Origin of the sequence: Microbacterium salitolerans, from assembly GCF_019720895.1 — a bacterium.
In the GTDB taxonomy this organism is placed as follows: domain Bacteria; phylum Actinomycetota; class Actinomycetes; order Actinomycetales; family Microbacteriaceae; genus Microbacterium.
Genome location: NZ_JAHKSH010000004.1, coordinates 492,917 through 514,405 on the forward strand (window position 1 = coordinate 492,917; position 21,489 = coordinate 514,405).

General features: G+C 68.9%; 28 protein-coding genes. All 28 read right to left on the reverse strand.

The window, feature by feature from the left end:
- Positions 1–45: 45 nt before the first annotated feature.
- On the reverse strand, positions 46–429 hold the full coding sequence (locus KOL93_RS11760; protein WP_221585543.1) for a hypothetical protein: 384 nt from the start codon (positions 427–429) through the stop codon (positions 46–48).
- 11 nt (positions 430–440) lie between these two features.
- Complete coding sequence (locus KOL93_RS11765; RefSeq protein WP_221585544.1) at positions 441–746, reverse strand: GPW/gp25 family protein; 306 nt, start codon at positions 744–746, stop codon at positions 441–443.
- Between the two features lie 7 nt (positions 747–753).
- Positions 754–996, reverse strand: coding sequence for a hypothetical protein (locus KOL93_RS11770; protein ID WP_221585545.1), 243 nt, complete (start codon positions 994–996; stop codon positions 754–756).
- Between the two features lie 2 nt (positions 997–998).
- Entirely contained in the window at positions 999–1,505 is a 507-nt protein-coding gene (locus KOL93_RS11775; protein ID WP_221585546.1) for a hypothetical protein, read from the reverse strand.
- Positions 1,506–1,508: 3 nt separating this feature from the next.
- Positions 1,509–2,078, reverse strand: coding sequence for a hypothetical protein (locus KOL93_RS11780; RefSeq protein ID WP_221585547.1), 570 nt, complete (start codon positions 2,076–2,078; stop codon positions 1,509–1,511).
- Complete coding sequence (locus KOL93_RS11785; RefSeq protein WP_221585548.1) at positions 2,075–3,262, reverse strand: baseplate J/gp47 family protein; 1,188 nt, start codon at positions 3,260–3,262, stop codon at positions 2,075–2,077. Before KOL93_RS11785 ends, KOL93_RS11780 begins: the two co-directional genes overlap by 4 nt.
- Position 3,263: 1 nt before the next feature.
- Positions 3,264–4,040: a hypothetical protein gene (locus KOL93_RS11790; RefSeq protein ID WP_221585549.1), complete on the reverse strand. Its 777-nt coding sequence runs from the start codon at positions 4,038–4,040 to the stop codon at positions 3,264–3,266.
- Positions 4,041–4,053: 13 nt separating this feature from the next.
- Positions 4,054–4,548, reverse strand: a complete 495-nt coding sequence (locus tag KOL93_RS11795) for a phage tail protein (protein ID WP_221585550.1) — start codon at positions 4,546–4,548, stop codon at positions 4,054–4,056.
- Positions 4,545–7,802, reverse strand: a complete 3,258-nt coding sequence (locus KOL93_RS11800) for a phage tail tape measure protein (RefSeq protein ID WP_221585551.1) — start codon at positions 7,800–7,802, stop codon at positions 4,545–4,547. Before KOL93_RS11800 ends, KOL93_RS11795 begins: the two co-directional genes overlap by 4 nt.
- A 15-nt stretch (positions 7,803–7,817) precedes the next feature.
- Positions 7,818–8,036, reverse strand: a complete 219-nt coding sequence (locus KOL93_RS11805) for a hypothetical protein (RefSeq protein ID WP_221585552.1) — start codon at positions 8,034–8,036, stop codon at positions 7,818–7,820.
- A gap of 29 nt (positions 8,037–8,065) precedes the next feature.
- A complete protein-coding gene (locus tag KOL93_RS11810; protein ID WP_221585553.1) occupies positions 8,066–8,560 on the reverse strand; it encodes a hypothetical protein in 495 nt (164 codons plus the stop codon).
- Positions 8,557–8,964, reverse strand: coding sequence for a hypothetical protein (locus KOL93_RS11815; protein WP_221585554.1), 408 nt, complete (start codon positions 8,962–8,964; stop codon positions 8,557–8,559). The genes KOL93_RS11810 and KOL93_RS11815 overlap by 4 nt, the downstream gene beginning before the upstream one ends.
- Before the next feature lie 18 nt (positions 8,965–8,982).
- Positions 8,983–10,092 (reverse strand): phage tail sheath subtilisin-like domain-containing protein, encoded by a 1,110-nt coding sequence (locus tag KOL93_RS11820; RefSeq protein ID WP_221585555.1) that lies wholly within the window; start codon positions 10,090–10,092, stop codon positions 8,983–8,985.
- 11 nt (positions 10,093–10,103) lie between these two features.
- Positions 10,104–10,637 (reverse strand): hypothetical protein, encoded by a 534-nt coding sequence (locus tag KOL93_RS11825; protein ID WP_221585556.1) that lies wholly within the window; start codon positions 10,635–10,637, stop codon positions 10,104–10,106.
- On the reverse strand, positions 10,634–11,140 hold the full coding sequence (locus KOL93_RS11830; RefSeq protein WP_221585557.1) for a hypothetical protein: 507 nt from the start codon (positions 11,138–11,140) through the stop codon (positions 10,634–10,636). Before KOL93_RS11830 ends, KOL93_RS11825 begins: the two co-directional genes overlap by 4 nt.
- A 9-nt stretch (positions 11,141–11,149) precedes the next feature.
- Positions 11,150–11,557, reverse strand: coding sequence for an AAA family ATPase (locus tag KOL93_RS11835; RefSeq protein WP_221585558.1), 408 nt, complete (start codon positions 11,555–11,557; stop codon positions 11,150–11,152).
- A complete protein-coding gene (locus tag KOL93_RS11840) occupies positions 11,557–11,982 on the reverse strand; it encodes a hypothetical protein (protein WP_221585559.1) in 426 nt (141 codons plus the stop codon). The genes KOL93_RS11835 and KOL93_RS11840 overlap by 1 nt, the downstream gene beginning before the upstream one ends.
- On the reverse strand, positions 11,982–12,248 hold the full coding sequence (locus KOL93_RS11845; protein WP_221585560.1) for a hypothetical protein: 267 nt from the start codon (positions 12,246–12,248) through the stop codon (positions 11,982–11,984). Before KOL93_RS11845 ends, KOL93_RS11840 begins: the two co-directional genes overlap by 1 nt.
- 11 nt (positions 12,249–12,259) lie before the next feature.
- Positions 12,260–12,607 (reverse strand): hypothetical protein, encoded by a 348-nt coding sequence (locus tag KOL93_RS11850; protein ID WP_221585561.1) that lies wholly within the window; start codon positions 12,605–12,607, stop codon positions 12,260–12,262.
- Positions 12,607–13,524, reverse strand: coding sequence for a phage major capsid protein (locus KOL93_RS11855; protein WP_221585562.1), 918 nt, complete (start codon positions 13,522–13,524; stop codon positions 12,607–12,609). The genes KOL93_RS11850 and KOL93_RS11855 overlap by 1 nt, the downstream gene beginning before the upstream one ends.
- A 13-nt stretch (positions 13,525–13,537) precedes the next feature.
- Positions 13,538–13,897, reverse strand: a complete 360-nt coding sequence (locus KOL93_RS11860; RefSeq protein ID WP_221585563.1) for a DUF2190 family protein — start codon at positions 13,895–13,897, stop codon at positions 13,538–13,540.
- Positions 13,897–15,102 carry a head maturation protease, ClpP-related gene (locus tag KOL93_RS11865; protein WP_221585564.1) on the reverse strand — a complete coding sequence of 402 codons (1,206 nt, stop codon included), beginning with the start codon at positions 15,100–15,102 and terminating at the stop codon, positions 13,897–13,899. Before KOL93_RS11865 ends, KOL93_RS11860 begins: the two co-directional genes overlap by 1 nt.
- Positions 15,099–16,463, reverse strand: a complete 1,365-nt coding sequence (locus KOL93_RS11870; protein ID WP_221585565.1) for a phage portal protein family protein — start codon at positions 16,461–16,463, stop codon at positions 15,099–15,101. The genes KOL93_RS11865 and KOL93_RS11870 overlap by 4 nt, the downstream gene beginning before the upstream one ends.
- A 20-nt stretch (positions 16,464–16,483) precedes the next feature.
- The gene (locus KOL93_RS11875; protein WP_221585566.1) at positions 16,484–18,073 is read right to left on the reverse strand and encodes a hypothetical protein; all 1,590 of its coding nucleotides are present in this window, start codon (positions 18,071–18,073) and stop codon (positions 16,484–16,486) included.
- Positions 18,048–18,515: a hypothetical protein gene (locus KOL93_RS11880; RefSeq protein ID WP_221585567.1), complete on the reverse strand. Its 468-nt coding sequence runs from the start codon at positions 18,513–18,515 to the stop codon at positions 18,048–18,050. Before KOL93_RS11880 ends, KOL93_RS11875 begins: the two co-directional genes overlap by 26 nt.
- Entirely contained in the window at positions 18,512–18,766 is a 255-nt protein-coding gene (locus tag KOL93_RS11885) for a hypothetical protein (RefSeq protein WP_221585568.1), read from the reverse strand. The genes KOL93_RS11880 and KOL93_RS11885 overlap by 4 nt, the downstream gene beginning before the upstream one ends.
- Positions 18,767–19,202: 436 nt before the next feature.
- Entirely contained in the window at positions 19,203–20,372 is a 1,170-nt protein-coding gene (locus KOL93_RS11890) for a hypothetical protein (RefSeq protein WP_221585569.1), read from the reverse strand.
- A 34-nt stretch (positions 20,373–20,406) separates the two neighbouring features.
- On the reverse strand, positions 20,407–21,135 hold the full coding sequence (locus KOL93_RS11895; protein WP_221585570.1) for a hypothetical protein: 729 nt from the start codon (positions 21,133–21,135) through the stop codon (positions 20,407–20,409).
- Positions 21,136–21,489 lie beyond the last annotated feature (354 nt).

A 21,489-nucleotide genomic window follows, 5' to 3' on the forward strand; every position in this document is an offset into this window, starting at 1 on the left:
AGAAAAGCCGCCCCGGTCGGGACGGCTGATGGTGAGACGCGGCCTCTACGCGACCGGGTACGTGAAGTAGAACCGCATGCTGGTGGCGGATGAGCCGGAGGTGTTGAACACTCGGATCTCCCCTTCCGGCGTGACCTGCATGTATCCACCCGCGGGGTTCCCTGAGATCACAGCTCCGCCATGTGAGACGAACGGCGGCACATACTCGGGGGCGAGCGTCCCCACGATGGACATCCCGGTTGGAATCGTTCCGCTGTGGACCCCCTGCAGGGTGACGAGGCCGCCCACCTTCCGTGCCCGATAGGCGGTGTTAGGCAGCATTTGCGTCACTGCGCCGCCCGACGTCTCCGAGAGCAACGGTCCGAATCGGTTCTTGAACTCCTGGCCGATGCGCGTCGCGAGATCGGTCACTCGAGTGGCGAGACTCATCCTGGGTCCTTTCAGACGACGACGGTGATCGTCGACAACGCGGCGCCTTCTGCGAGCGCAGTGGCGATCTCGGTGATGCGAGGTTCTTGGACGCGGGGTTCCCAGTCGACGATTGCCTGGGCGATGTCGCCCGGGTCGATGTCGACGGCGCCGAGCTGGTCGATGATTCCGTACTCGGGCAGGGCGGTCCGCTCTCCTCGAGGGGTCGACAGCAGCGACCGGATCGACTGGACGAGGTCGGCAGAGCTGTCCTGGGTGAGAGTGCGCAGCGCGCCCGTCTGACTGACCTCGAGCGGGAGACGAAGGGTGGTAGGCATTGGGGTCCTATCCATCGACAGAAACGATCCACGGCCCGGCCGTCGTGAAGACGATGAGCACGTGCATTCCGGGAGCGATCGGAATCGCATCGACAGTGCGGGGGCCTCGGCACGGACCGATCGGATAGTCTGCCGACTGCCCGATCGGGGTAACGAGAATCCCGGCGTCGCTGACGGCGGTGACGACTGCGCTGACCGGCTCGAGGTGGACGCGCGGCGCACGGCCCCGCACGAGGTCGTCGAGCGCCATGGTCAGAGGGCCGCTTCGAAGGCGGTGACGAAGTTGGTCTCCGGATTCCCGATGTTCGCGGCCGACTCCACCCCCAGGCTCGTGCGGGCCGCGGCGGCCGTCGCACCGCCGGTGCCGCCCTGCGCGATCGGGAGCGTGCCGGTGACGCCCGGTCGCGGCGCCGACGACAGCGGAGAAGACGCGACCGTCGACCCGAGGTTCACGAGCAGCGACGGCGCGACCGACAGCCCCGTGCCGCCGTTACCGATCGGCACCGGGGCCGCGGCGTCGATCACCCACTTCCAGTCGCCAGCGGTGCCGGACCGGTTCACCTCGAGGCGCTGCAGCGTCGTGTTGAAGATGACCATGCCCGGCCACAGATTGACCAGGACATCGCGCTCGGCCGTCGTGACGACCCGGATCCCGGGCACCTGTTCGAGGAACACAGCGAGCGCCTCGAGATCGAGGCGCGGCTTGTCAGGGTCGGGCGCCTCTGGGTAGGGGAAGCCCTTGCTTGTCTGAGTCGGCATCGGTCACTCCTCGGCTGTCGCGTACGTGTCGGCGGTGGCTTCTGCGGTCTCGTAGGTGCCGGCGACGTCCCCCGCCTCCTGGTAGGAGTGCGGCGGGTAGAACTCGAAGTCGAACGTCACGCCGGCGGGGCGGTGCCGTTCGGCGAGTGCTCGGATCGTGGCCTGCGTCGTGCCGGGGGCGAAGTCCGATTCGTAGACGCGGATCGTCGCGTGCCACGCACCGGTGTCTCGCTCGTCGACGAACACGCGGCGCGTGTCGACGAGGGCGGACCTGATCGATGCGAGCAGCGCCTTGTACGTGCCACGAGACCAGCCGGGGCGCGTGCGAATGATGGTGCGCTGCTCTTCGGGGGTGAGGGTCGGATCCGGGTTGATGCCGACCAGCTGCGCGAGCCATCCGGGCTGCGGGCCGTCCACGTCGAACGCGGCCGCCCATCCGTCTGGGGTGAGCGCGACGAGCTCGTCGGTTCCGGCGACCGGCGCGGTGAGGCTCTCGACGAGCGGTGTGAGGTGCTCGCCGGCGTGGCGACGAAACGATGCGCCGAGGCCGGCGAGGACGCGGTCGGCGATCATGAGGCGGTAACCGTCACGGTCGCGTCGACGAGCGCACCGGGGCCGGCGAGCGCGATGTCGGCCGTACCGCCGTCGAGGGTGATCCCGTTGATCGCCGCGACACCGGGGACGGTCGCGACGACGACCGCGACATCGAGCGTGCGGAGCGTGTCGACTTCCGCCCACGTCGCGGAGTCACCGTCGGCGGTGCCCCACACGGAGGATGACAGCGCCTTGGTGACGGCTGCGGTGACGGCTGCCTCCACGGCGGGTGTCTCCTGCCCGGTCGCGGCGGTCACCGTCACGTCGACGGCGACGGCGGTCCGCGTCGGGTCGATCAGATGGAAGATGAAGCCCACTTCCCTGATCCCCTCGAGCGCGGCCTGCAGGCGCTCTCTCGCGAACGTGTCGAGGTCAGCGCCCGTGGCGGTGACGGGGATGATCGTCACGGCTCGGTCGGCAGGTGTGCCCGGATCGTTCGGGTCGTACCGGTCGAGGGCGAGGGCGCGCTGCGTGCCCTCCACGGTCGTCGCGAACGCGGCGAGATCCTCGGCCCGCACACCTCCCGGCTTCAGCGTCGCGAGCCACGCGGTGAAGCGGGTCAGGAACGTCGTCAGGGTCTCTGCCCCGACGCCACCCGTCGCCGGCGCCGTCAGCGTCGCGGTGATGATGACGGGCGAGACGGTCTGGATCGACGCCTTCTCACCGATCGTGCCCGTGTTCCACTCGTCGCCGATGTCGAGGGCGAGGAAGTCGACCGCGATGTCGCCGCGCCAGTAGCCCGCGAAGTCACCGGAGGCGACCTCCGCGAACGACGCGACGAGGGTGATCTGCTTCGGGACGACGAACGGCTGCTGCCCCACGGTGATGGTGAAGCCGGCCGGGACGGTCACCCCGCGATCGAATGGCGCGGTTCCCGCCGACGGCGGCAGCTGCGCCGTGAGGGTCACCTGCGGCAGCACCGCTTTGAGGCCGTCGATCGGCTCGAAGCCGAACGCTGCCGCGACGCCGGCGGCTGCGTACTCCGCTGCGGTCACCGCCGCCCGGTTCACGGCTGCCAGCTGGTAGCCGATCTCTTCGGCGAGCGCGACCTCGGGGGCGCCCTCGGAGGGGATCCAGCCCGGGATCTTCTGGGAGAGGCCGGTGAGGATGTTGCGGATGATCGTCCCCTCGTCGATGGGGACGGGCAGCGGTTCCCAGGGCATGTCACTCTCCGATCGTGTGTGGTCGGGTCAGGCGTACGCGGCCTGTTCCGACGAGTGGCAGGTCTCGGGTCCATTCGGCGACGAGCCAGCGGCCATCGGCCGGACCTGAGGCGTAGACCTGCACGGCGGTCCCGGCCTCGGCCGTCCATGCCGCGTCGACGGTGAACGTCGCGCGGTCGCGCGGTTGAGCGTGGTCGAGTGCGAAGTCGATGTCGCTGCGCACGAGACCGCGTGAGCTCGTGATCCTGGTCGCTTCACCGGTGAGGCGCGCGGCGTCGCGGGCGACGATGAGGCGCTGCCCGTCGGAGAAGGCCCGGCCGCCGAGGCGCTCCGCGAGTGAGGCGATCTCGCGCCACGAGTCGGTCTCACCCAGCAGCGACCGGCCGGCGCCTTCGACATGCTGTTCGCCGATGATGGGGTCGATGTCGACTTTCACGCCGGCCTCTGTGCAGAACCGGGTGATGACGTCGGCAGCAGGTAGCGCCACCTGGTACATGACCGGGTCGGTGTGCTCGCGCAGCGCGGCGATGATGGCGTCCTCGTAGACGAGGTGCACGGTGTCGCCGACGCGGCGGATCGCTGCCATGGTCCACGAGCGCCCTTCGGCGGTCGCGGCGTGTGCCGTGGCGAGTGATGCCGTGAGCTGGTCTTTCGGGAGTCGGACCTGCAGGGTGGAGGCTCCGGAGATCGTGGTGCGGACGCGTGCCGACGTCGCGGCCGACACGAGCTCGAGGCGTGGCCCGGCGGTGCTCGTGATGTTGATCAGGTTCGCCTTCACGAGCTCCGCTCCCCTACTCGCCGAGCGCTTGTCTCAGCGCGTCCGCGTAGCCCTTCTCGTGCGCGTATGCGCGCTCCTTGAGCGTCACGGTCACGTCCTGGCGGATGCGTTCGCCCCGGTCGTTCGTGACGAACTCACCCCAGTCGAGCTCCGTGATCGCCCATGTGATCGACAGCGGCACGCGGACGTTGCCCGATACGCGGACGAGCGTCGGCGGAGCGTACTCCTGGTAGGAAGCACGCCCCGCCGATGCCCAGTCCTGCAGCGCACGGATCTCGCCTTCGACCGTGTACTCCCAGTTCGGGAGGAAGCGGTCGAATCGCAGCGGGAGTGTGTAGACGCGCAGCGGCTGCTCGGTCCACACCAGCAGCGGTTCGCGCAGCTGACGCGGGACCTCTTGCCACCCGCCGACGCCGCCGCTCAGCTTGTCGGTGCCGATGAGCTTGAACGACAGCGACGGACGTTCCGGGATGGCCCGGGAGATGTGGACATCGAAGTCGCGACTCACAGCCTCGCCTCCTCATCTGCGGCGTCGTCGAAGACCGCCTCGGTGAGGACGCGACCGTCGACGGTGACGACCCGGACGATGGTCCGATCGCCGCGGGGGCCGACCTCGATATCGACGTCGTCCAGCGACGCCGAGATGTCCGCGGCGGACTGACCGGCGAACGTCGGCACCTCGGGGTACACGTACCCGTCGGCGCCCGGCACGAACAGCTCGGGGACTCCGCCGTCGCCGACGATGTACCCCTCGCCCCTCCGGACCGGCCCGCCCTCGGCGAGCATCGGGAACACGCCACCGTTCGCCATCGCGAGGTGGATGTGGTCGTAGTGCTGCGCACGGACGGCCGGACTCCACCCCGCGAACGGCTGGCCGTTCTGCAGCTGCCGGGATCCGGCGGGCGTGTAGATCAGCTCGGACGCGTTCGGGAACAGGCCCGCGATGGTGTTGAACGTCTCCATCGTTGCGGGGATCAGGTCGATCGCGCGCCCCAGGGCGTGGTACGACTGACCGCCGTTGACGGTGACCGCCCCGGGACGGTAGTTCGACGTCATCACCAGGTTGGGGTCGGCGTTGCGGGCAACGTCCCACATCGCTTCCCAGCCCATGCCAGCCGAGCCGGTACCGGGCGAGCCCTTCGCGGAGGGGGCCGGGAACAGCCCAGCGAACTGCTCGAGGAGCATGATCGGCAGTTCGCCGAACGCCTTCTGGAAGATGTTCCCGTCGTCGCCCAGCAGCGGCCGGACGATGCCGTCGACAATGTGCTTCTGGATCGCACCGGCCGGGTCGGACATGAAGCTCCACGCCACCGACGCGGCCGACGTGACCGTCTCCCAGATGCCCGCACCGAAGTCACCGATCGCGCCCCACACGCCGCCGTCTGCGAACGCCTCACCCTTGCGGGCGAGAGCGTTGAGACGGTCGACGCCAGCGGGGCCGCCGACGGCGCGCGTGAACTCCGGGCGCATGATCGCCTCACCACCGGACAGTGCAAGCCGCCCAGCGGTCGGTGAGTAGAACTCATGCACGTCACGGCCCGGCGTGTAGCCGGGCATGACGCCACCCTCGGCGAACTCCACCAGGGGCGCGGCGGGCAGCTTCAGATCGTCGAGACCCAGCGAGCCGACGACGTCGTTCCAGAACGCGCGGAGGCCGTTGTTCCAGACGGTGTCGAGGACGAAGTTGATCGGCTTCGCGGCGGCCTGCTTGATGCCGGCCCACGCCGTGCCGATCGCACTGGCGCCGATCTCGAAACCGCGCACGATCTGCTTGATGCCGTCACGGAACGGCTTGAACACGAACGTGTCGATCCACTCCCACACGACCGAGAAGCCGACCTTGACGGCCTCCCAGATCACAGCGAGCTCGTCGCGGGCAGTGCCCGATCCGGTGACGAGATCCGAGATCCAGCTCACCGCGGTCGAGATCCAGCCGACGGCGATCTCGAGCCAGCCGGCGAGGACGCCGATCGCGCCGACGGCGAGCTGGGTGATCGGTGCCGTCAACTCCACCACGATCGGGAGGACCGCCATGAGGAGCTCGATCAGCGGAGGCAGGAGCGCTCCGACGATCGGGATCAGGCTGGTGACGATCGGCAGGAACGCCATGCCCAGATCGAGGATCGGTGCGATCAGCGGCATCACCATCATCAGCACCTGGCCGGCGATCTCGGCGAGCATGACCAGCAGCGGTGCGACGGCGACGAGCGCCGAGCCCAGGGCACCAGCGAGAGTCTGTGCGATCTCGGTGATGATGGGCATCAGCATGATCACGGCGTTCGCCAGAGTGCCGGACAGCATCTCGGCCACGGGCATCGCAGCTTCGACTATTCGTGTCAGCACGCCCGACAGGGTGCCGCCGATGATCTTGCCGAGCATGCCGAACATCTCGGCCAGCTGTGGCAGCACAGGCTCGAGCGCGGAGAAGACCAGCGACAGCGGCGAGAACGCCGACCACAGCTCGAGCACCGGACTGATGATCGGTCCGATGGTGTCGCCCAGGCGGCTGAACCACTTGGCCGCCTGCCCGAGTCCTTCGCTGATGATCGGCGACAGCTCCTGCGACTTCTCCGCCAGCCCCGCCATCGCTCCGCTGGTGAGGTCGTAAATGGCGGTACCCAGCGGCTCGAGGGCCGTGAGAGCGTTGTTCTTGATCAGCTGCCACGACTCGGCGGCGCTGGCGGTCTCGGCACTCAGCCCGAGAATCGTGTCCCCGGTGGCACCGGTGGCCGCCATGAGGTCGTCCATGCTGAGGACGCCAGCCTCGAGGGCGCCGACGAACTGCGTCGCACCACGCGTGCCGAACACCTGACCGGCAAGGTCGAGGGCGGCGGCCGTGTTGCCCTGATCGACGAATCCCTGCACTTCGGCCGTGACGCGCTTGAACGCGTCCTGTGGCTGCTCGCCGTCCTTCGCGAGCGTCACGAGTCCGCGAGACATGCCGGAGAGGATCGACTGCGAGTTGAGGCCAGCCTTGTCGAGCGAGCCGAGCAGGCTGATGCTGTCCTCGAAGCCGAACCCGACCTGCTGCAGGGCGGGCGCGTTCTGCGAGATCCCGTTCGCGAGCTCGTTCATCCCGACACCGGTGGCCTGCGACACCTGGAAGAGGGAATCCATCGCGCCGGAGACGGCATCGCCCTCGAGCTTGAAAGCGGTGAAGGCCGCCGACGTGCTCTGGATATCGACGTCCTGCTTGAGGAGCCGGCCAGCCTCGAGGTACTGCGCAGCGACGGTGTCGAGGGTGTCCCCCGACAGCCCCATGCGCGTGTTGAGATCTGCGACGACGGGAGCGATCTTGTCGAACTCGACCGGGACGTTGCGTCCGACGTTCTTCGCGCTCTGCGTCAGGCTATCGAGGGCCTCGCCGGACGCGCCGGTGCCGACGCGGATGGTGTCCTCTACCTCGTCGAACGCCTTGCCGACCTTGTAGAGAGCCGCCGACGAGGCGGCGCCTGCGACGACCAGACCTGCAGCGACGGAAGCGGCCGCGACCTTCCAGCCGCCCATCTTCGACCCGCTCTTGCCGAGCTTGTCACCGAAGCTGTCGAGGCCGACCGCGAGAGATCCCAGGCCCGTGCGAACAGGCAGGGCGCTGCCGACGATGCCATCGAGCCCGCCCGCAAACCGCGAGAGCTTCTTGACGCCGCCGGCGGCCTTCGTTCCCGTCTTGTCGAGACTGGTCCCGACCTCGCGAGCCTTCTTCGCCGCCGTGGTAGTGCCAGACGTGCGGAAGGTGAGGAGGACGACGCCGGAACCGGCCATGCGAGCACCTCCGTGTCAACGGCGCGACAGCATCTTCGGGAGATGCTTTCCAAGCCATTTCGTGATCGACTGCGCGGTCAGGGATGCGGTCCGCGATGCGAGATAGTCGATCCGGCCCCGCTCGCGCTCCTCGTCGAGGCGCGCTTGCTCGCCGATGATGATGTTCATCAGGCGGAAGTCGTCCTCTTCGAGAGCGAGGAACGCGAGCGGATCATGGCCGTAGATGGAGGCCACCGCCGCCGCTCTCACGGCGGGGTGGCCTTTCAGTTTCCCTCGTACTCCTCGACGGCCTGCGCCTCGGCGAAGCCCGCCCAGTTCGTCAGAGCCGCCAGCTGAGAGATGATGTCGCCGTCGGTGAAGAACAGCGCCCGAACGACATCGGCCGCACGCTCGAGCTCAGGCTCGCCGAGGTATGCGGCGAGGTCCTTGTCGAACTTCGGCCAGTCCTCCTCGCCGCCGATCGGCTTGCCATCGGCGTCCTTCTGGAAGACACCGATGCAGCAGTCGGCGAGGAGCATCGCCTCACCGAACGCGCCCTTGTCGCGAGACTTCGACGCGCGGTCGTTGATGCGGTTGATCTGCGCCTTGGTCGGTGGTGAGTAGCGGACGTAGACCGGCTCCTCGTAGCGAGGGACCTGCAGGTCGAGGTGGAGCTTCTTCTTGATCTCCGCACGCTGGGTGCGAAGTGCGGCCAGGCCGGACGTGGGCGCGGCCGGGGTCTCACCGGCGTGCGCGTCGTACTGCTCGAAGTCGCTCATGCGGTGGCCCAGCAGACTGCCGAGAGCGTGATCATGCGCACGTCGTCCGAGTTGGAATCGACCTCGCCGCCCGAGACGCTCGAGACGCGTCCCATCCAGGTTCGCGCCGGGCCGTAGCGGACGCCGTCGACGTCCGTCGGCTGCTCGGTGACCTTGATGACGCCGATGCCGACCCGGTTGCGGAGACGCTTCTCGACCGCGACGTCACGCTCCGCCTGCCAGCGGCGGGTCACGGTGATGTCGCTGATGTCCGGTCGGCCGGCATCGACCTCCTGCTTCTTCGATCCGCCCGGTCGGTACTTGTTGACCGCGGCGGTCGACTCACCGCCGGAGCGGGTGTCCCAGATGCCCAGCGAGTCGCCGTCGAGGGAGACGGAGACGATCGCCTGAGAGTTCGTTCCCATGGTTCAGTCCTTTCCTGGTCAGCTCGCGAGCGAGGTGACGACGTTGATGACGATCTGCTCGGCCGCCGTGGAGGCCGTGATGGCGATGTCCGCGTGCACCTCGCCGTTGGCGATGGTCTCGGGGGTGTTGTTCGTGAAGTCGGCGATGACCGTGAAGGCGTCGTCGGCGGTGTCTCCGAACAGGGCGCCCTCGTTGTAGAGGCCGAGGAGGTACCCGCTGATGTCGCCGCCGACCTGCGACAGGAGGATCCCCTGCCCATCGATCGGAGCGCCCAGGTACTGGTACATGAGCGCCGAGACGCGCGCGGAGACCTCCATCGTGAGGCGGCCGATGTTGAGCTGCCGCCACACGGGTTCCGTGCCGACCGACTTCCAGCCGGTCAGCGTGACGACACCGAGGACGTCTCGAAAGACGTTCACTCCCGCGTCGTAGAGGTCGTCGACGTCGGAGTCGCCGAAGGCCGTGACGACGCCGAGAGCGCCCGACACCGAGCCTGCGCCGCGCCCCTGGTCGAAGATCGGCGCGTTGTTCGAGTTGCCCGCCGTCGCATCGCCGCGCGCGGCGAGGCCGGCGGCGATGACCGAGGCCGGCACCGTGCGGGCTGCACCGGAGCCGGGAAGAGACACCCACGGCCCGAACACGGCCGCTCGCTCCGCACCGGCGGTCGCGGCCATGGCCGCGGCCGCGGTCGCGATCGTGGAGGCATCGTCGCCCTCGCCGACGTCGAGGAACGCGACGCGCTGCGGGTTCGCATCGACGTGCGCGAGGAGCGTCGTGGTCGCGGCCGCGTCGGCGACGCCGGGGATGGCGACCTGGCCGGGGCCGTACGACGGGGTGAGGAGGTCGAGCGCGACCTTCCACTCCGCCTCCGTGACGGCGCCGGCGTCGATGGCTTCCGCTCGGATGACGATCACCTCGGGAGCGCCCTGCGTGAGTGCGTCGCCGATCCACTGTGCTGTGGCCGTGGGGACGTCCGCGTCCTCCGCCTGCGCGACGGACGTCACGCGGGTCGGGGTGAGGGGGCCGGCGGGGCCGGCGTACACGAAGAACAGCGTGCCGGTTGCCGTGGGAAGTGAGGCCACTGGGAGTGCCCCGCTGATGTTGACAGATACCTGAGGACGCACCATGAGGGGTCTCCTTAGTTGGGTTGTACGTCTGGATGGACTGAGAGGAAGAGTGGGTCGTTGCGGAGGTTGGCGAGGTCGAGGGCGACCTCGACGGACGCGTCGAACATCACCTCGGCGCCGGCGATCGTGCGGGCGTCCTCCTTGGTCGGGATGAGGCTGTATTCCTCACCGGCCCACCGCATCCGGATCTGCGTCCCTGGCAGGGCCGGCGACATGAGCGCGGCCGTGCGGAGGACCTTCGCCCACTGCTGGACCTGCGTCTGGGTGTGCTGGTGATCGATGCCGCGGGCGAAGACCCCGACCGACACCTGCCAGTCGCCGCCGTACTCGCTATGAGATCGACGCGGCTGGGTGGAGACGCGGGGGCTGACGATCGCGACGGCGGGGAGAGCGGCTGCAGCGATCGCGCCCGCATCCGGGACGATCTGCCAGGTCTCGATCTCGCCGAGATGCTCGAGCTCGAGCTTCTCGAGCACTGTGGGCACGTTGCGCTTCAGCTGCGCCTCGAGGGCGAGGACGATGTCATCGCCTCCGATGACGGTCATGAGCGATAGTCCCTGGGCGTCACCATGCCGAGCAACTCACTGGTGAGCACCGCCAGGCGCTTCTCGGGTGGTCGCGGCGCAGGGTCGCGGCGTGGCATGGACCCGCCGAGGCCGACTGTGCCGCTGCGGGAGCCGCCCGCGACCTTGGAGCTGCGGGCGAAACGGCCGCTCTTCAGGAAGTCGGCATGCTCGGGTGCACGCACCTGCACGGAAGCTTTCATCTGCCGCGGCGCGCCGGTGAGTTCTCGGAGCAGCTCCCCCGTGCGCACGAGCGGTCGGCCGGCCGTGGATGCTGCGAGTGGCTTCCACCGTTTGCCGCTGACAGCGCCCTGGGATGAGAACACCTCCTGCTGCCACTTCTGAGCGAAGCCGCTGATCTGGGAGAGGAGCCGAGGACGGTCGTCGAGTCGCTTCGCCGCGTCGGCGAGCAGCTTCTCGCCGAGCGTCGTGTTGAGCTCGGCGGTCATCTTCGACTTCGGGCCCGCTACTTTCTTCACGGCCATGTCGGCTCCCTACTGTGTGTTCCGCCCGCGCCTGCGATGCCAGGCGAGGATGAGGCGTCGATGCTCCGCGGGATACGGCCGTGCTGCTGCACGTTCGAGGAGCACCGGGAGCGGCGCGGTGATCTCGATCACGTCTGCTTTCAGCGATCGCGCCAGGGCGATCACCTCGCGGCGAGGCTTCGCTCGGATGACCCACACGACGCCATCACCCGCAGTCGCCGCAGCGAGGCGCCGCCGCCACTCGTCCATAACAATCGGGAGGAGCGACTTGTCGACGTGATGCTGACGAGGCGGGAAGCCGAGATCCGTGACGATGCCGTCCCAGTCGAGGACGGTGTCGTCAGGCGCGGAATGCTCTGTCACGTACGTCGACTTCCCCGCGCAGGGCGGTCCGCACACCACGTGCACGGTCGCCATCAGCGGCCGCCGAACGGGTCCGGGTACGGGCGCGCGGCCGGGAAGCGAGCGCGGCTCACATTGCCCTTGCCGCTGCCGTCCTTCGGCAGCGTGCGGAGAGTGTTGAGCAGGTCATCGAACTTGCGCTTGAGGAAGTACCCGCGCCCCTGTGAACCCGCACCCTGCTGCTCAGGGAACTCCGCGTACTCGATGTTCGACGCGACGCCGTAGGCGATGCATTGGAGGGTGAGCTCGCGCGTCGCTCCCTGCGGGTCTGCGCCAGTCACGGGGATCACTTCGGCGGCAATCTGCTGCACGGTCGCCTCGAAGATGGTCTGAGGCGGGTCGCCGTAGGTGCGTTCGAAGAGCATGTCCGGCGAGCGCTCTTTGAGCAGCACGCCGACCATCGACTCGGTGACTTCCGAAGCGATCCCCGTCAGTGGCATCAGTCCTGCTCCTCCGTGGAGGGCGACTCCTGATCGATCGTCGCCTTCTTCCGCGTGCGCTTCACCGTCGTCGTCTCCGGTGCGGTCTCCGTGACCGGCTCCGGGACGGGATCCGGTTCGGCGACGCGGATGACGTCGAAGCGGAGCAGTCGTGCGATCTCCGCATCCTCGACGCCGCTCGGGAGACGCGTGGACGGCTCGACCGTCTGGCACAGGCCGTCCACGCGGACGACGGTGCGGACGTTCGTGATGTACGTCTGCTTCATCGTCTGGCTCCCTACTTGGTATCGCCGCTGGCCGGCTTCGACTTGTCGCCGGTCGACGTCGTGTCGTCGGACGGCTTCGAGTCGTCGCCGCCGGAGGCGGGCGTGCTCGAGCTCTGCGAGGCGTCGCCGCCGGATGCAGGCGGGCTCGAGCTCTTCGAGCTGTTGCTCGAGGTGGACGTGGCTGCCTTCTTGGCCTGGGTGATGAAGCCCTGGTCGAGCAGGCGCAGGATCTCGTCGTCGTCGACGCCGGCCGGGACCGGCTGCCCCTTGTAGACGTACGAGATCTTCCCGTCCTTGCGGCGGACGAGAGTGAGGGCTTCCTTGCCGACGAACTCGCCGGTGGGCTTGCGGCGCGCCATCAGACGCCCGTCACCTTCACCGCAGCGCGCGGCTCCTGGACCATCGGCACGCCGGACTTGCGCACCTGGACCTGCCAGCCGTCACGGTCCTCGAGGCGGAACTGCTTCGTCTCGATGCCGAGGGGATCCGACACGTCGCCGAGGTAGCCACCGCCGAGGCGCTCGAAGCCGATGGAACCGAGCGCCGTGCTGTCGAGCACCATGACCTCGGTGCTCGCCGGCAGGTTCGTCGACTTCAGCAGCGTGAGGCCGGCGACCTCGAGCACGTTGCCCTTGCCGATGATGTCGGGCGTGCCGACGGCGCCGGCGAAGGTCTTCGCGATCGAGCCGACCAGACGCGCCCACTTCTCGGGACGGGCGACGACGGTGTTGGCGACGTAGCCCTCGTTCTGCTCGTCGATCGCCGCGCCCGACAGGAGCAGGTCGAGGAACTGGTCAGCGCCGGTGGTGTTCCACGCGGCGGCCGCGGCCTGCTCCTGGGTGACGGTCGAGCCGACCGCCGACATGACGAGCGAGTCGAAGTGGAACACTGCACGGTTCGCCATGCGGCGCAGCTTGCGGGCCACGACGTCGAGGCGGTTTCGGGAGACGTTCTGGTCCGACACGCGGGATGCGAAGCCGCGGTTGATCGCCTCGGCGAGCTGCGGGTCGCCGTCGGCGTCGTCGATGAGCTTGTACTCCGACAGCTCATCGACGGCTTCGGGGTCGTCGTCGACCATGATCGGGTCGTCGACCTCGTAGACGGCCGCGCCGGATCCGGTCATGTCGACACGGCCGGTGAGGATGTGACCACCGATGAGGCGCTGCTCGGCGATGCTGCGCACGAGACGCTGCACGATCACCGGGTTCTTCATCAGGTAGTCGACGGTGAGCTTGCTGTCGGCGAGGCTCGGGGCGGAGGGTGCGTAAGTAGGCATGGAGGTCTCTCTCTCAGCGCAGGAACTTGACGGGGGCGAGCTCGCCCGAGGAAGCGTCACCGAGCGCGACGCCGAGGAGGACGTCGGTGCTGTCGGTGCCGGCCGTGTAGACGGCGACCTGTCCGTCTGCGGCGGCCTTGACGAGGTCGCCCTGTGCGATCGCGGCGGATGCGACGAGTCGCTGGACGCCGCCGCTGTAGACGGTGACGTGGTCGCCGGATGCGGCATCGCGGGCGGCGACGCCGATGACGGTCGTCGCGTCCGCGCCGGCGGGGGTGCCGGCCGCGGTGACGATCTGACCACCAGTGACGTCGGCGGTCGCGACGATGGTGATCGCCGCGCCGGGGTTGTGCTTCGGCAGGTAGCCAGGCATCAGCGTGCTCCGTTCGTGAAGCCCATGCGGGCAGCGAAGGCGGCGACGGCGGCGTCGTCGGCGGCGGCGACGGTCTCGCCGTCAGCGTCGAAGCCGGCCTCGTCGACGGGGATCGTGTTCTCCGCGAGCTCGTCGATGACGGCGCGGGTGCCCTCGGGGTCCGCGTCGTAGAGCTTGACGAAGTTGTCGCGACGGGCGGCGGCGAACTTGCCGCGACTGATCGCGTTGTCGATGTAGCGGTCGCGCTCCTCGCGCTTCTGCTGCTTGCGAGCCTCGACGCCGGCCTGCGCCTGCGTGCGGAGGTCGTCGAGCGCGGAGGCGTCGATGGTGACGACACCGTCCGGGAGCTGCGGGGTCGGGCGGGCGGCGACGGCCGACAAGATCGCCGTCTCGTCCGCGTCGTCGGTAAGCCCGAGGGAGGCTCGCATGGTGTTGAGCTGGTCGTCGCTGAAGGCCACGGCCGTCTCCTTTCCTGTTGGGGTGCCGGACGCGGACGCGACCGGGGTCGGGATGGTCGAGGCCACGCGGAGGGTGGTGGAGTCCTCGACGTCGTCGAGATCCGCGTCGAGGTCTCCGCCGGGAGTGGCGGTCTCCCCGGCGTCGGGGATGACGGCGATGCGGTCGGCGAGGCCGAGCTCGACGGCCGCCTGCGAGTTGAGCCAGGTCTCCTCAGCGAGCAGCTCGGCCCATTCCTTCTCGCCGGCCTTGCCGGTGTAGATCTCGATGAGCGTGGACTCGAAGCTGTCGAGCACGCCCGCGGTCTTTCGCAGCTCGGACGCGTTGCCGAGCGCGAACGACCACGGCGAGTGGATCATCATCTGCGTGCCGGGGCTCATGACCGTCTCGTCACACCCTGCGGCGATGACGCTGGCGGCCGAAGCGGCGAGCCCGTCGACGACTGCTGTGACGGTCGCCTTGTGTGCGCGCAGCATGTTGAGGATCGCCACCGCCTCGGCGACCTCGCCGCCAGGGCTGTTGATCCGCAGCACGATGCGCTCGACCGTGCTGGGCAGCTGGTCGAGCACTTCGCCGATGTCGGACGTCGAGACACCGAACCATCCCGAATAGCTGTCGATCGGTCCGTAGAGCCGGATCGTCGCGACCTCACCGTCACCGGTGGGGTTCGGGGTCGTGACCGCGTTGAAGAACTCCGCCTTCGTCTTCGGTGGCGTCCGGTCCCCCCAGTAGCGGTTCTCCCACTTCATGCGTTCTCCTCCTGGTTGGCTGCGGCGAGCGCGGCGGTGGTCGCGGGCGGGAGGCCCAGCGTGGAGCGGATGAACTTCTCGAGGTCCTCGTCGCCGTGGATGACACCGGACTGGATGAGGGAGGCGATCGCGGTGAGGATCGACTCCTGTCGGGATCCGATCTCGTCGAACACGATCCGAGGCGCTGCGACGTCGGGGCCGTAGTTGATGTCGACGAGGTCTTCGACGACGTGCTTCGTGGCGGTCGAACGAATGTTCTCGGCGACGGCTTGGATGCTCAGGGTGAAGAAGTCCGCGAAGGTCGACCCGAGGGCCCAGCTGCCGGTCTGGCTTCCGAGGTTGAGGAAGTGCGCGAGGACGCTGCGGCTGATCTGCTCGTCGTGGTACTTGATCTTCTCGAGGATGTTCGGGAGCGATCCGGTCACGCCGACCAGCTCGAACTTGGCATCCTTCGCGAGCGAAACTCCGGAGTTGTCGCCGGCCTGCACGCCGGCCGCGATGTCGAGACCGGCGTCGAGCGAGTCGGGACTGTTGTCCGCGGCGGTATGTACGGGGATGCCGAGGCCGTTGCGTTCGACGACCTGCGCGTCGATGCGGAGGAAGCGATCCTTCAGCATCACGTTCTTGTAGGCCGAGCGCAGCACGCTCTCGCCGATCCAGTTCCCGCCCTTTCGGCGGTTCGTGTAGACGACGAGTCGGTCGACCGGGAGCGTCGTCCCATCGATCGAGACGTACCCGGTGAGGCGGTGGCTGTCGGTCTGCGTGGCGTACTGCTGCACGCCGATGAGTCCCCCGTCGGCGGCGACCTTCCACGCGGCGATCGTGCGTGCGGGGCGGTAGCCGAGCTTTCGGAGGTGGAACAGTCCGTCGCCGCCCTCGTCGATGGACCGGGGCCGGTAGTAGACCTGCTCGAAGACGGCGTGCCCGAACTGCAGGTGATCGGGCACGACGACGGCGAGGTGCTCGGTCCACGAGAAGCGACCGCGCGTGCGCGTCGAGGGGACGCTGTTCTCCTCGCCGACGATCGGGAGGCCGAGGTCACGGGACACGTGAGCGACCACCTCGGGGTCGCATCCTGTCCCGTCGATGCGCCAGCCTGTGCGCATGATCGGCGTCGCGATCGCGCTGAGCACGCTCGACGCCTGCGCATCCTGGCGGACCATGTTCTCGAACACCTGCACCGACTCCGGCCAGCGCAGTTCCGGCGTGGGCTCGTTGGTGAGATCGGTCCACCACGAGTCCGCCGACTCGGTCGTGTAGCCGCGCTCCCGCGTCGCCGCCGAGGCCGGCACGAAATCGGCCTTCACACGGCGAGCGCGGTCGACGCGAGACTGGATGCGGGGTGCGGGGCGACGAGCCATGCGGTGTCCCCTTTCCAGAGTCAGAAGCCGGAGTTGCGCGGGTCGAACCCGCCGGAGCGGCGTGGGCGGAAGTGGCGCGGCTGTGAGGCGTCGCTGTGGTCGCCGCGACGGGCGCGACGGGACACGGCTGCGCGTTGGGTCTTCTTCGCGATATCGAGACCGTGGGCGGCCCATGTCGCGGCAATCACGGAACCGGAGGTCTCGGGCGTGGAGCGCTGCCAGGTCGTGGATCCCTGCACGGTGCGGGTCTCGGCGGCCGCAAATGCCGCGGTGAGGACGAGCCCGCCGCGGTGGTAGATCGTGGGCGGGCTGGCCTCGAAGCCGTCGTAGAACTTCCCCCACGCCGCCGTGACGTCGGCCGCTTTGAGGAGCGTCATCGGGATGCCGGCGTCGCGCAGCGGCCCGATGAGGGTATTGGCGGGGCCGGCGGGGTCAAGGATCACGCCGAGGTTGTCGTGCTCGGTCGTGACGCGCTTGAGGGTCTCGACGGCCCATCCGACGCCGCGCTCGTCGGCGATGCACTCGATGTGCTTTGCCCCGTCGCTGCGCAGGCCGGCGACGGAGATCGCAGTGCTGCTGCGGTCCATGCGGACCTCGACGGAGAACATCACCGGTCCGACCATCTCCGAGTACCCGTCGGTCGCGGCGTCGATGCGGCGCTGCGGGATCGCCCAGTCCTCGCCTTCCTCGCGCGGGTAGTCGCCCACGCCGAGGCGCTCTGCTGCGAACCTCTTCGGGTCGAGGTCCGCGCCCATCGCGACGTACTCCTGCGCGATGAACTCCTGAGCGATGCGGATCCCGAAGGCGGGATTCACGCGCGCCCACACCGTGGGGTCGGCGGGGTCGTCGACGTCGAGGTCCGCGGCGAAGCGCGCCATGAGCAGGCGCCGCTCCTTCGCGTCGCCACCTTCGTTGCGCAGCGCCATCTCGTTGCGCTGGCGACGCACGAGGCGGCCGAGGATGGTCGACGACCGCTTGCCGGCGGATCCGCCGTACCAGATCTGAGGATCGCCGCTCATGGACTTCGCCGCCATCGCGGGGAACAGCGCGGCGACGTGATCGTCGCGTGCGCCCTGCACCTCGTCGATGATCACGCAGTCGCCGGTGAGGCCGCGGCCGCCGTCAGGCGTCCGCGTGCGGAACTGGATCATCGCCCCGGAGTGGAGGATGATCGCTTCCTTGCCGTTCGCGGACGGGGTGCCCTTGACCTCTCGCTTCAGGTCGGGCGCGTGCTCGATGAGGCTGACCATGCGGCGGTACGCCTGGATCGCGGTCTGGCCCTTGTGCGCGGAGTAGACGATCAGCTGCTCGCCGAACACGAACAGGCCAGCCAGCGCGCGCAGCTCGAAGATGACGCTCTTGCCGTTCTGCCTCGACAGCTCGACGCCGGCTTCGTACGCGGCCCACTTCGAGCCGCCTTCGGGCATGCGGCGCCGGCCGAGGCCGTGCCTGAGGAAATCGATCTGCCACGGGTCGAGCTGGATGCCAACCATGTCGGCGATCTCGAGGGCGGCGTCGACGTCGGAGTAGTCGACGTCGGTCGGCGTCAGCAGATGTGTCGGAGTCTGCGAGCCGACCAGCGGCTCATCCCGGATCGCCTCCTGCAGCACGTCGTTTCTCCTCACGCTTGCGTCGCAGGTCGTCCATCCGGCCGGTCGCGTCCTGCTGCGGCTCGGCGTTCTGTTCCGACGCGCCACCCGTGGGCTGCCGCGCTTGTCCCACCCAGACAGCGGCGGGAGTCTTCGCCCACCGGTTCGGGAAGCGACGCTCGAGGAACCAGCGATGCGCGTCGGATCCGCCCTTGACCTGTTTGAGCGCGTCGAGCTCGGACAGCGCCATCGCACGGTCGAGGTCGCGCACGTACTGCGCGACGAGTGCGCCCTCCTGCGTGTCGAACGCGCTCGAGCCGTTGGGCGTCGACTGCCCTTGTTCGATCCACGCGTCGTGCTCGTCGGCCGTGATCCCCGCGGCGAGCGCCGCTCGGTGAGGCTCCATGCCGAGCAGCACGGCCTCGATGATCATCTCGGCTGCGTCTCGGTCGAACATGGTCACCAGATCCGGGATGGCTTGTAGCGCTCGAGGGTGGACTTGAGCTTGGCGCCGGCGCTGCGGTTGCAGCTGGCGTGCTCGATTCGGTCGCCGACGGCGTGGGAATCGAGGGCGTGGTCGATGGTGTGGCCGAGGTCGAGGTCGTCGGACGCAAGCATCACATCGCCGCAGCGCGGGCACGGTGTGCCGTACGCGGCGGGGAGGAGTTCCTCGCGGCGCTTCTGGTGCTCGATGCCGTAGGTGGGATCGGCCATGTCTTCCCTCCCGACGGGTCGGCGTAGGAGGCGCTCTGAGCGGTCGAGATGCCGAGGGGGTCGGATCTACCCGGTGGCCGCTTGCTGTGGCTTCCTGCGGGGCTAGGAGCGTTTCTCGCGGGGACTTCTCGGTCGACCCGGGGAGAAAAAGAGTGGATGGGCGGGATCTGGGAGCTGCGCGAGAGCCCGGATTTTTTCGAGGGGTGGCCGGCGTGACGACAATTCGTCGAGGGGTGGGGAGAAGTCCCAATGCGCGTGCGCACACGCACACGTGCAACTTGGGGGCTCGCCTCCCGGATGCATCGCTGCGTCCGGGAGGCCCTCGTGACCCACACGGAGCGGACATGCGAAAGGCCCGAACCCATTGGGTCCGAGCCTGATCGCAACTATCGCGCAAGCGAAGCGTACCACGCGACAGCGAAGGTGGTGAAGAAGGTTATCCGGGGTGGCGGGAGCCGGCGAGGCGGGCTGCCGCCTTGCGGTCGCGGACGGCGATCACCTCGGACTCACGCACTCGGCCGGCGAGCACCGTGATGTCACCTGCTCGCTTCCACGTCTGCAGCGCGCGGTGTGTGCGACCGACGAGCTCGGCCGCCTCAGTGAGCGTCAGCCACCGTTCGGGTGCCGTCCGTGTGGCAGCTGCGGTCGTCGGCGCTGCCGCGTCAGCTGCGGGCGGTGGGGTGCTGCTCGCGTCCACGTCGTCGGCCCAGTAGCGGCCGGCGTCCGTCGCGATCAGGCCGCGGCGTGCACGTCGGCGGATGGTGCCCGGGGTGACCCGGCCACGGCGTGCGGCCTCGGCGAGGGTGAGCCACCGCGGGTCGTGGGGCCGGACATCGGCGGGCGGTTCCTCGGCGAAGTAGCCAGCCCACAGCCCGCCATCGTCGTCGGACGTGGCGATCCAGTCGCAGGTCTCTGACAGGCAGGCGTAGCGCTCCGGTCCCCCACGGCGGCGAGGCGGCGAGATCTGGACCTGGCGCAGGTGGCACTCCGGGCACAGTGCATCAGCCGTGCGCCCGCGCTCCTCGAGGGGCCAGCGTGCCACGACGTCAGCCACGGTCCAGAACGGATCCCCGCTGTTGCGGTCGACCGTGACCGCCGCGAGGGAGAGGATCGACTCGCGGTCGTTGGCGATCGCATCGAACTGCTCGAGGATCACCTCCGCCGAGGCGTGCACCGCAGCGTGAGCCGTGGCCGCGTCAGCGCCGGCTCCGAGGCCGGGCACGCGGGGCGGGAGTGTGTCTCCGCCGAGGATGTACTCCCAGGCTCGAAGCGCCCGCACGACGTCGTCTGAGGCCGTGATCAGGTCCGCAGCCACTGGGGCCGGCAGGTCGGGGCGGGAGGAGTGGACGAACATGCCGTCGAACGCTCGCGCCTTGGTCGGGTCGGCGATGCTGCGCAGGTGACCGATGGCGTCGCCCGCGTCCTCGAGCAGCCGGCGGATCGTGCGCCGGCACGGCTCGCAGATCAGCGCGCCGTCTGCGGCAGGACGGGGCGCACAGCCCCGGCAGACCGAGGGATCGTCGTGGCCGTGGCGGGCGTTCGGGCAGGCGGCCCAGTGAGCTCCCTTCGTCGCGCAGCCACGGATGCAGGACCGATCATCAGTCATGTCGCGCTCCTCGAGGTCAGGGCCAGCATCGGTGTCAGAACGCACCGGCGGGATCCCACCCTGTGTCGAGACCGTCGAACTCGACGGGGCGGGAGGTCTGCTCGAAGTGGGCGGCGAGCTTCGTCTCGTAGACCCGTTCCTGCAGCCAGACGTCCCTCCTGAGCCGAGCATCTCTGCAAGGACCACAGGCACCCGAGTGACCATCCGGATGATCCAGGCAGCCAATCGGCGGAGCATCCAGCAGTGTCGGACGTTCGGGACGGTCGGGCATCTCGCGGCGATCGCTCTCGACCGCTGCCCACGCCGCTGCTCGCGCTGCCTGCTCCGCTCGCGTCTCCTCGCGTGCACGCTCCCACGCCCGCGCACGCCCGCTCGCGCCCGCCCTCCCCACAGCCATGGACGTCCACGGAAGATCGTGGAGCGCCTCCTCCGGCTCGCTCCCGGGCGGGGGCGGCGTCGTGATCCTCACCCCGCGCGGGTCCGCTTTCAGCGGGCGCATGAGGGCGATCCACTCCCGACCGCTCGCCTGGTAGATCGTCAGGAAGCCAGTCTCGTCCAGCACGAGCAGGTGCTGGATCACCAGCTCCGTCGCGTCCTGCCCCGGATACAGCATCCCTGCGATCACCTCCGGGTCGAGCTCCATCCGCCCCGCGATGTCCGTGTGCAACCACAGACCCATCGCTGTCGGCTTCGCGTCGTGAGGGACGCGACGGAACTCCGGCGCCTGCAGGTCCTCCGGGCTGATCATTCGCTGCTTCGACATTCCACTCCGTACCTCTCGCGAATCCCTCGATGCACCTATCGAGGGCGAAATTGAGGTCGTACTCCGCGACCTCGAAACATTCGGTCCAGCCCTTCCCACCGATGAGGAAGGGCGTCGCCTCTCCCCCATTCCGGAACGCAGCCGGGAACCATCGACGCAGCACACGCAGCGCCTCTCGCTCCCACGTTGCATCCGTGCCGCGGGCCTCGACGATCACGTGCGCACCGCGCTCGACCATGAGCGTGATGCGACGACGACGCCACGCGCGCCCGATCTTCAGCACGCCGAGACCGGGGCCGAACACGTCAGGCCAATAGACGACGTACGTGATCGCGTACGTCGGCATCTTCCCCA

Bases quoted from the DNA above. Each gene is read 5' to 3' on its own strand.
- KOL93_RS11870 (WP_221585565.1), bottom strand. From the start codon at position 16,463: ATGGCTCGTCGCCCCGCACCCCGCATCCAGTCTCGCGTCGACCGCGCT.
- KOL93_RS11820 (WP_221585555.1), bottom strand. From the start codon at position 10,092: ATGGTGCGTCCTCAGGTATCTGTCAACATCAGCGGGGCACTCCCAGTG.
- KOL93_RS11860 (WP_221585563.1), bottom strand. From the start codon at position 13,897: ATGCCTGGCTACCTGCCGAAGCACAACCCCGGCGCGGCGATCACCATC.
- KOL93_RS11780 (WP_221585547.1), bottom strand. From the start codon at position 2,078: ATGATCGCCGACCGCGTCCTCGCCGGCCTCGGCGCATCGTTTCGTCGC.
- KOL93_RS11760 (WP_221585543.1), bottom strand. From the start codon at position 429: ATGAGTCTCGCCACTCGAGTGACCGATCTCGCGACGCGCATCGGCCAG.
- KOL93_RS11825 (WP_221585556.1), bottom strand. From the start codon at position 10,637: ATGACCGTCATCGGAGGCGATGACATCGTCCTCGCCCTCGAGGCGCAG.
- KOL93_RS11765 (WP_221585544.1), bottom strand. From the start codon at position 746: ATGCCTACCACCCTTCGTCTCCCGCTCGAGGTCAGTCAGACGGGCGCG.
- KOL93_RS11835 (WP_221585558.1), bottom strand. From the start codon at position 11,557: ATGGCGACCGTGCACGTGGTGTGCGGACCGCCCTGCGCGGGGAAGTCG.
- KOL93_RS11850 (WP_221585561.1), bottom strand. From the start codon at position 12,607: ATGGCGCGCCGCAAGCCCACCGGCGAGTTCGTCGGCAAGGAAGCCCTC.
- KOL93_RS11895 (WP_221585570.1), bottom strand. From the start codon at position 21,135: ATGTCGAAGCAGCGAATGATCAGCCCGGAGGACCTGCAGGCGCCGGAG.
- KOL93_RS11855 (WP_221585562.1), bottom strand. From the start codon at position 13,524: ATGCCTACTTACGCACCCTCCGCCCCGAGCCTCGCCGACAGCAAGCTC.
- KOL93_RS11890 (WP_221585569.1), bottom strand. From the start codon at position 20,372: ATGACTGATGATCGGTCCTGCATCCGTGGCTGCGCGACGAAGGGAGCT.
- KOL93_RS11800 (WP_221585551.1), bottom strand. From the start codon at position 7,802: ATGGCCGGTTCCGGCGTCGTCCTCCTCACCTTCCGCACGTCTGGCACT.
- KOL93_RS11775 (WP_221585546.1), bottom strand. From the start codon at position 1,505: ATGCCGACTCAGACAAGCAAGGGCTTCCCCTACCCAGAGGCGCCCGAC.
- KOL93_RS11810 (WP_221585553.1), bottom strand. From the start codon at position 8,560: ATGAGCGACTTCGAGCAGTACGACGCGCACGCCGGTGAGACCCCGGCC.
- KOL93_RS11815 (WP_221585554.1), bottom strand. From the start codon at position 8,964: ATGGGAACGAACTCTCAGGCGATCGTCTCCGTCTCCCTCGACGGCGAC.
- KOL93_RS11865 (WP_221585564.1), bottom strand. From the start codon at position 15,102: ATGAAGTGGGAGAACCGCTACTGGGGGGACCGGACGCCACCGAAGACG.
- KOL93_RS11840 (WP_221585559.1), bottom strand. From the start codon at position 11,982: ATGCCACTGACGGGGATCGCTTCGGAAGTCACCGAGTCGATGGTCGGC.
- KOL93_RS11830 (WP_221585557.1), bottom strand. From the start codon at position 11,140: ATGGCCGTGAAGAAAGTAGCGGGCCCGAAGTCGAAGATGACCGCCGAG.
- KOL93_RS11770 (WP_221585545.1), bottom strand. From the start codon at position 996: ATGGCGCTCGACGACCTCGTGCGGGGCCGTGCGCCGCGCGTCCACCTC.
- KOL93_RS11785 (WP_221585548.1), bottom strand. From the start codon at position 3,262: ATGCCCTGGGAACCGCTGCCCGTCCCCATCGACGAGGGGACGATCATC.
- KOL93_RS11845 (WP_221585560.1), bottom strand. From the start codon at position 12,248: ATGAAGCAGACGTACATCACGAACGTCCGCACCGTCGTCCGCGTGGAC.
- KOL93_RS11885 (WP_221585568.1), bottom strand. From the start codon at position 18,766: ATGGCCGATCCCACCTACGGCATCGAGCACCAGAAGCGCCGCGAGGAA.